Annotated in this window: 10 protein-coding genes and 1 pseudogene; 1 reads left to right on the forward strand and 10 read right to left on the reverse strand. The window is 42.4% G+C overall.

Going from position 1 to position 8,443, the window contains the following annotated elements:
* The 10 genes and pseudogenes from KAH81_09220 to KAH81_09265 all read right to left on the reverse strand — a co-directional run.
* Positions 1-423: hypothetical protein (locus tag KAH81_09220; protein ID MCK5833831.1), on the reverse strand; the 423-nt coding region annotated here is incomplete at its 3' end.
* Positions 410-937 (reverse strand): hypothetical protein, encoded by a 528-nt coding sequence (locus KAH81_09225; protein ID MCK5833832.1) that lies wholly within the window; start codon positions 935-937, stop codon positions 410-412. The genes KAH81_09220 and KAH81_09225, both read right to left, overlap by 14 nt.
* A 52-nt stretch (positions 938-989) precedes the next feature.
* The gene (locus KAH81_09230; GenBank protein MCK5833833.1) at positions 990-1,592 is read right to left on the reverse strand and encodes an MBL fold metallo-hydrolase; all 603 of its coding nucleotides are present in this window, start codon (positions 1,590-1,592) and stop codon (positions 990-992) included.
* 80 nt (positions 1,593-1,672) lie between these two features.
* Positions 1,673-2,380 carry a tetratricopeptide repeat protein gene (locus tag KAH81_09235; GenBank protein MCK5833834.1) on the reverse strand — a complete coding sequence of 236 codons (708 nt, stop codon included), beginning with the start codon at positions 2,378-2,380 and terminating at the stop codon, positions 1,673-1,675.
* Between the two features lie 116 nt (positions 2,381-2,496).
* On the reverse strand, positions 2,497-3,006 hold the full coding sequence (locus tag KAH81_09240) for a hypothetical protein (protein MCK5833835.1): 510 nt from the start codon (positions 3,004-3,006) through the stop codon (positions 2,497-2,499).
* A gap of 90 nt (positions 3,007-3,096) precedes the next feature.
* Positions 3,097-3,582, reverse strand: a complete 486-nt coding sequence (locus tag KAH81_09245; protein MCK5833836.1) for an adenosine-specific kinase — start codon at positions 3,580-3,582, stop codon at positions 3,097-3,099.
* A 787-nt stretch (positions 3,583-4,369) separates the two neighbouring features.
* Positions 4,370-4,537 (reverse strand): annotated as a pseudogene (locus KAH81_09250) (methyltransferase domain-containing protein).
* 6 nt (positions 4,538-4,543) lie between these two features.
* Entirely contained in the window at positions 4,544-4,867 is a 324-nt protein-coding gene (locus tag KAH81_09255) for a hypothetical protein (protein MCK5833837.1), read from the reverse strand.
* A 3-nt stretch (positions 4,868-4,870) separates the two neighbouring features.
* Complete coding sequence (locus KAH81_09260) at positions 4,871-5,596, reverse strand: hypothetical protein (protein ID MCK5833838.1); 726 nt, start codon at positions 5,594-5,596, stop codon at positions 4,871-4,873.
* Between the two features lie 545 nt (positions 5,597-6,141).
* Positions 6,142-6,690 carry an outer membrane beta-barrel protein gene (locus tag KAH81_09265; GenBank protein MCK5833839.1) on the reverse strand — a complete coding sequence of 183 codons (549 nt, stop codon included), beginning with the start codon at positions 6,688-6,690 and terminating at the stop codon, positions 6,142-6,144.
* 850 nt (positions 6,691-7,540) lie between these two features.
* On the opposite strand from KAH81_09265, the gene KAH81_09270 reads away from it, so the two are divergent.
* Positions 7,541-8,443 (forward strand): hypothetical protein (locus tag KAH81_09270; GenBank protein ID MCK5833840.1); only part of this gene is annotated, 903 nt, incomplete at its 3' end.

The raw sequence follows: 8,443 nt of genomic DNA on the forward strand, positions 1-8,443 counted from the left end.
AACTGTCAATAATCTGCCGGATTCGAGTATCACCATTTCTTGAGCTAGCTCCGAAGGTCCTTCTTTACTGCGAACCCTGCCCAATGTACGAACAACATCGGGCACATTAGTCTCTTCAACCTGGTTTTTTTTAAGCCATGTAGTATTCTCTGAAAATTTTATCTGTGCGAATGCTCCAGCTACATCGACCACCTCGACTATGCTACCGGGTTCTATCCTTTCGAGTTTTTGTGAACCTAGGTCTGCCTCACGATATGTAAACGAGCTTTGTGTCACTTTATATAAGCCGACAGGTATGTCTTGACTAGTTTTATTGGCAGGGAGAACAATATCCTCCGCTTTGAAATTGTCTATAACCGCACAACCATTATTAAATAATAAAATCAGGTAAAGCGATATTATCAGTAAACTAGGTACTTTCATCTTCTTCGCCATCCCCTTCGGGCTTGCCAACTACAAATTTTACCAAATTCGGGAATTCCTCACCTATTTTACGCGAGAGTATTCCTGCGAAACGGCTAAAGGAATCGGCCAAATACCTTGCGGTGTTGCTGTTTATCTCCTCACCCGAACGACTTGCGCAAAGCAACACAGTTCTGCCCTTGAGAAAGAACTTCGTATCCCAAGACATAGAAAAATCATTCAATTCGAGTAGAAACTTATAAAGCTTGGCATCCTCGGTTTTATCCCAAGAATCGGGCAGTTGAAACATAATGCTATAAGCCACAAGAAGATCGACTTGTTCAGAAAACCTTATTAAATCAACCCAAAAGGGGATTTCGCCCCGATATAATTCCCAGCGATATCCTTTGGATTCATCACCCAAAGATATTTCTTTTACAAGCAGTTGTTCAGTCGTAAGAAATGTTAAAGCTTTGGAAACCTCGTCCTTTTTCACTGAAAAAGGCTTTAGTTTTGGCGGTTTTTTATTAGACACGATTTTACTCCTTAAAAATCAACTTTTCGATTAGAATGATCGAAAAAAGATTTTATCTAAAATTGAATTTTTCCTCGCCTATAGTTGTTTGCGGGCCGTGACCGGGATAAACTACGGTATTCACAGGTAGTTTAAATAGTTTCTGAATCGATCTCATTAGCTCGTCATAATCTCCTCCGGGAAGGTCTGTTCTTCCAATGCCCCTTTTGAAAATCGCATCTCCGGCGAAAAGCACACCTTTGGAGTATAACGATATTCCACCCGGGCTGTGCCCTGGTGTATGTAACACCTCGAAATCTAACTCTCCTGCAGAAACAGCGTCTTTATCTTTAATTAAAACATCGGCTTTAAATGTCATTTGCTCATCGAATAAGGCGCTTAAATTTAATTGAGGATCAGAAAGCGCTTGTGCATCTGATTCATGAACATAAATCTTTGCTGAATAATGAGTTCTCAGGAATGGAGCAGCCATTATGTGGTCGCAATGCGCGTGTGTCAGCACAATTAGAGAGGGCTTAAGTTCTAAATTAATGAGTTCGGAGTTAATTTTTTCTGCTTCGCCTCCTGGATCTATAACTATACAATTTTTATTATCGTCATAGACCAGATAACAATTGGTTTCTATTTGCCCTACTATTAATTTCTTGATATTCATATAGTTGAACTAAATTTAATAAAAACGGTCGGGCAAAATGCCCAACCGTCTATATAGATTAAAAAATGCAAAGGCTTCTCTTAAACAGATGGCTGTTCGTTCTCTATAAACTCGATGTCTTCGGGAGATTTACCCATGTTTTCAAGCATCCATTCGGCGCTCGGTCTAAGATCGCATTCAGGGTAGTTAGCAAGAACTCGTTCAAAATATAACTTGGCTTTTTCATAATCCTTCAGATATTCGGAGTAATTAAATCCAATCAAGAAAATTGCCTTATAATTCCCAGCATCATTGGGATAAAGCTCAAGAAGCTTTTCATAGGCTTCAATAGCATCTTTATAATGGCCTTTACCAAGCGCCATCTGTGCCGCAAAATAATATCCATCGATGGGAATAGCTTTAAAAAGCACGCTAGCTTTTTCCTGATCTACTTGTGCGGTTTTGTTGGCAATGCGATATTTTACCCAATATGCAAGCGTATCTCCATAGACATTCGCCATGCTAAGGGCTTCGGCAATGTAGGTTTCTTCTTTGGGTGTCCCAGCATATTTTTCCGCAGCCTGAATAGTGAGGTCAAAGAGCTGAGTTTCATACATTTGGAGGTTTTCAGATTCTGGGTAAAATTTAACGAGACTACTGTAATTATATATAGCATCCTCGATATTACCTTCAGCGAGCATCTGTTTGGCTTGAGTCAGATATTCTTCTTCTGTAAGTCTTCCTCCTGTGCAACCAAAGAGAAAAACCATCATTACAAGAATAAATAAAAAGGTATTAGATTTGAGCATACAGGTTCCTCCATTAAATAATTATTACTTCATTTAAATCTAATATATACTGCCATTTTCTTATGTCAATAGTCTAAATTTGGCGAAAAAGAGCCTATACAATCATAAGCTAAAATTTAATTATTTGTAACCAAGTCCATAAGCAATTGCTTAATCTTTTCCGTTTCTACTTCGTCGATGCGCCCATAGTTGAAATATCTAACCTCCAAATTACTATGGATAATTATTACATTGCTTTCTTCATCGAGGAATCCAAAATCCTTCAGCATATTGCCATCCCAATCGCCATAAACGGTTAAACCGCGTTCGATTGAGTTTTCAATAAGCTTCCTTTTCCATATTTCGGTAATGGGCCAATTCGCTTTGCTAGAATTAATTATCGCCACGCGAAGAATCTTTTCTTGCACTGCTTCGTCTTGTTTGGAATAAAATCTTAGTAATTCATCCGAGAAATATTTATTCTTACCCAGGGCTTTTCTTGAAAGGTAAATTATGGCCGTAATTTTGCCCTCGAGCATTGGCCGCGTCAACACTTCGCCATCTCCAGAAACCACCTCGAATTCCGGTATTTGAGTGTAAGTCTTAAGCCCAGGTTGAGCCCAAGAAATTCCCGCCATAACTAACACTATACCCCTCCGTATGAGTATTTTCCGCTTCAAACCTCTATTTTGGCGGCTAAACGAGCACCATAGTTTAAGATTTAGTCTCATCATAAGTTATTTCTTGTATCCTATTTTTCTGAGAAAACCATACCGGCAGGTTTTAGCCTCTTCATCCTCGGCGCCGAGAGGTGCCTCGCCATCGATCACACCCAATATTGCCCCGTTGCCGGCTTCGTTTCTCGCTATAATTGCTTCAACTTGATTTGCAGTCGCACAGAAGATATTGCACACCTCGGGCACCGCCTTCACCGCACCGAGAACATTTATGGGAAAGCAATCCTGCATGATTATCAAGAAGCAGTGGCCGGAGGAAATGGCCATAAGGTTCTTGGTTGCGATTTTGGTGAGGCCTTCATCGTTACCATCGAAACGAACGAGCCTATCGCCAGAGGCCTCGGAGAACGCTATGCCGAATCTGGCGGAAGGCACAGAATTAACCATAGCTTCATAAAGATCCTCGACGGTTTTAATAAAATGCGACTGTCCGAAGATAATATTCGCGCCTTCGGGAAAGTTTATTTTGACGGTTTCGATCTTCATTTATCCTCCGATTTTTAAATTCGTTTTTTTGTGTTTTATACGCATTCTTCGCGCCAAAACCGCGCTCGAACGCTATTTTTTCCCAAGATTATAGGTTCTGGGTTATAAGTATTACACGATGGCGTGATGAAAAAGCCGAGGTTCCCACCGCTGTCATTTCGACCGAAAGGAGAAATCTCCTTATAAAATGAGATTTCTCGTCGCTACGCTCCTCGAAATGACAATGACATTTGGATTTTATCATTAAAAAAGAGCAACCTTCCGGTCGCCCCTACAAAATTGATCATTGCTCATTGTCCATTTTGCCCCCCATCCGGCGCGCCACTAGAGCGCCGGTTGGGGGGCCAGAGCAATCGCGACTAGCCTGCCCGGAGTCGCTTCCGCTGCGGCCGTGCCGACCCTTGCCCGTATAAGATGCACCCCCTCAAATCGACCGATGGTGCCGGTTGCCAGATTAAGGAACCCCTTGGCCCCCTTTTCAAGGGGGCGCGCCGTGAGGCGCGGGGGGTTAATTTTGCTACCCACCAACCGGTCGCCCCTTGTATCTACAAAGCATCGAAAGAAAACGCTACGACGCGGGAGCGTGGATGCGAAATAAACGATTACTTCTTCTTCGCTCTAAAATAAAGCAAAGCGCCGTTTTTATCCGGGATAATCTCGAATTCGAAACCAGTGTTAGTGAAAATTCTCCTCAGTTCCTCTTGGGTACATAGCTTACCATTAATTTTACTCTGCTTAGTGTTCCTTTCAGGAACTGGCACACAGCAGAAAAACATGGAACCGAGAGTCACACCCTGCATATATCAGAGGCGACCTTCGGGACATCATCGAAGAAGTTAAGCGACAATATGCAAAGGCATACGTCGAACGAGGAATCCTTGAAAGACAGGTCGTCCGCGCTTGCTAAATAAAATTCCGCTGTTTCAAAACCGGTTGCCCGAAACCTCTTAACTGCCTTTTTTTAAAGGCCGGGACTTATATCAATATCTGTATAGAGGTTGTTTTTATACAGAAAATCAGCGGTAACACCGTTTCCGGTTGCCAATTCGAGAACGCGCTTTTCGCGGATACCTTCAAGTTCGCGACGAAGCACTTCATTGTGAATGGAAATATCCGCGCTCAGAGTTTTAGGAAACACAGTTTTTTTCATTAGAAAATCGTATAGAAAAGAAAACCAATCTCCGAGCCAGGCCTTGAAACACAAGGGTTTACCGTCCGGCGCGATAATATATTCGAGGTCGTTTTTATGGACGGTTTTTATGCTTTTTCTAAGCAAATTTGCCACTTACTATCTATTCTTATAATTCTCCCAAAGGCGCGTCATACACCCCTCGAGCCTATTGCCCAAAGCGTCCCCACGCTGGGTGGTAATGTCGTCCTGATTTGGAAAAACGACATACGGCACTTTAACGCCGTTAACATCGACGAAGTTTTCGTCGCCGGCGGAGAACTTCTCCCAATCGACCTCATAATAAAGGGATTTTAGCTTCTCGTCGTCGAGGCCGTGTTCGAGGATGCTGTCCGGTTTGTCCGGATTAAAGCGCTTGCGGTTTTTCCTCAAGGATTCCTCGAAAGTGACATCGATGAAAAGAATCGCCGCGCGGCTAAGTATTTCTTTAGATAGATGCTTATATGCATATTCATAACCACCATGTTCTGATCCGCGTGAGAATTCGATAATCGTAGTGTAAAAATCGTGATAGTCCTCTATGTCTCGGACGCGTTTGCGATACTCGATGTTGATGCGTTCGATAAGAAGGTCCCACATATAATAATCGATGAAATAGCCGTCGGAGGTTGTGTGAAGGCGCGGTTTGCCCATACGCTCGAGTATATCGTCTTCCTCGAACCAGGTCCATAGCATTGGGAAATCGTCGATCTCCTCGAATCTGTCGACGTGAAATCTGTGGACGCGTTTCGGCGCTGGCGTTTTCTTAAAATAGTCGATAATCTCAGATTTACCCGCCGCAGGACGCCCGTGAAGCATTAGAATATCAAATGTCTGTTTTTTCAAAATATAACCTCCATTTAAATTTTATAATAAATTATTAGGTAAAGTCTTGAATGTCAAGGCGCAAACACCAAAAAATCACTATTTACTATAATTTAAAAAGGTTTCTATTTGTTTTAAGATTGTGAGATATTATTTTGCCTTAAAATTAAAAATAAAGGGAAGAAATGAAAAACAACTTCATTCTATTAATTTTATAGGCTTCCTCATTTCTTACCATCCCGCGCACAGAATCAATGAACTCAAGCGTTATGTCAGCTATTATAACCGCACAAAGGAATCGAGGGTATGACTCCGATAGAGAAACTTATTGAATATTTTTATCCCGATAAACTGTAAATAATGTTGGAAATTCTAACAGTTAAGATAATGTCAATTATATCCAAACAAATAGACCCATTTAATGCAACGCTACCAATAAAAGAAATTTATTTTATCTTTACGGAAAAATTAGCCACGTATTCTCGACTTTCACAAATACAAAAAGGGCGACTGAAAGTCGCCCTTAAATCATTCTTATGATCTTAAATTAAGTCTGTGTTAGGCACTTATATGTCGTAATTGATCCCGGCGCGGACGCCCAAACAATCCAAATCGCCGATTTCATACCTGATCGAGACATCGAAAGACATCTTGTCTTTAATAGGCATCTCATATCCGACGCCCGGCGCGAAACCGATTTCTGTGTTACTGTCGGAACTGGAGACCTTATTCCCAGACCAAGGATCAGTGTATTCAAATTTATAACTATATATATGAAGCCCCAACTCAGCCATGCCATAGATATTGGTATGGAAATAATACTTAGCACCAGCTTTCAAAGGAATCTCGCTGTAATTATAGGAAGATGTCCCAAAGTCTTTGCCGCCCCAAATAATATAACCTGTTGTTCCGGTAAATATGATGTTATCCTTGAACTTATAGAGAAATTGACCCGTTACTCCGAAACCGGTTCCGGCAACGTCGCCAAAATTTCCCGTCGGGATTGAAAGCTCCAATCCTCCGCTAACTGCTTTTTCGCCGATTGCTTCGGCTTGATTAGGAATTAGCATAACTGCAAGCATGATAAGCAAGCCTAAGGTTGCATTAATTTTCATCGAATCCTCCTGTTGACTTTGGTTTAATTCTGCTTCAGAATAGACTAATTTTTCGCATTGTCAAGATTTTAAAAAGCATTATTAAATTTAATATTTACAGATTTAAGGCAACGACCATGAAATTATTCAAAGCCGCAGGGGAGTATCCCAGACCCCCCCCCGAATTACGTAACGTATTACAATTTAATAACGGACAGCGATTGCTTAAAGCAACCCGCACTTTCGCCCTCACACAATGAGACGAAAAGGCGGGTTTTTTATTTGCCCGAAAACCGATACGCCCCGTGCGAGAAAGACTTCGCGGGGTTTTTGTATGCCTGAAAGGGAGTAATCTGAAGAATAATTGACTTTAGACGAAGTTAACCGTAATTTATTACAAGGAGACAAAATGAAATTGTCAGGAAATTTTTTGTTTGTTTCGTTATGATTGCATCAGTAACATTCGCACAGGTGCCGAAGATAATTTCTTATCAGGGATTTCTCAGCTCGTCGCCGGGGCCGCACCGGTGAACGGAATGCGCGATCTCGAATTTTCGCTTTACGACTCGGAAACCGGAATCGGCCCGGCGATATGGACAGAAACGCATCTCGGCGTCCACGTGCAGCACGGCGTTTTTTCGGTGTTCCTCGGAAGTGCGAACCCAATGGATGGCGATGTCGATTTCTCCCGGCAATATTGGCTGGGAATCTCTATCGACGGCGGCCCGGAGATGACGCCGCGATTCGACCTTACCTCAAGCCCTTATGCCCTGAACATACCGAGCATGGGCGCCGAGGACGGCCAGGTCCTCAAATGGAACGCGAGCGAGGGGAAATGGGAACCGGCAACAATAGAAATTGAAGACACAATATGGAAGGGTGTGAAGAAGCTGATGCCGGAACAACTTGTGTTCCTTGGTTATACGATGGTAATGGGGTTCTCTTCACAGCGCTTGAAGACAATCCATGTGTTCAGACTTTTCTTGGCGTTGCCAAAGGCAACGCGGGTAATGATTTATTTGGGTCGAATCGCAATACTCACGTAAACCTCGGAGGATATTCGATTACTGGAGATTCGAGGTTAGATGAATCGTATTGCACTATCAGCGGTGGAAGGTTTAATTACGCATTAAGAGATTACTCTACGATATCCGGTGGTGATTCAAACATAGTCTTTGCTGATTACGGTTTTATTGGGGGTGGAAAGGGTAATTTCGTTGAACCATCGAATACTTATGGTGTAGTAGTAGGTGGTCATGGCAATACAGCCACAAGTGGTTATTCTTTTATAGGTGGTGGAGAGGCGAATTATGCGGAAGACGAATATGTTTTCATTGGAGGTGGTTACACTAATTTGGATAGCGCGGCTTACTCTGTGATTGTCGGAGGCGAGAGCAATATTGTTGGAAATAGTAGCAATCATTCCTTCATTGGTGGTGGATACGACAACCATACAACAACAGACGGTTCTTTTGTCGGTGGCGGTTACTATAATTCTGCCGAGAGCACATATACCGTTGTTTGTGGCGGAAGAGACAACTTCGCAAGCTATCGCTCTTTCGTTGGTGGTGGGGAAAGTGATAGTGCGAGTAACTTATATACAGCTATCTGTGGTGGATATATTAACAAAGCTCTTGCAGTTTATTCATTTATAGGAGGAGGAAGCGGGAATACAACTAGTGGACAGTATTCAACCATTGGAGGTGGACGTATTAACAATAATGAAGGAAATTACTCGGCGCTTGCCGGTGGGCCGACGCCAGCGCGCTTATCG

It is taken from the genome of bacterium (assembly GCA_023145965.1).
Lineage (GTDB): Bacteria > UBP14 > UBA6098 > UBA6098 > UBA6098 > UBA6098.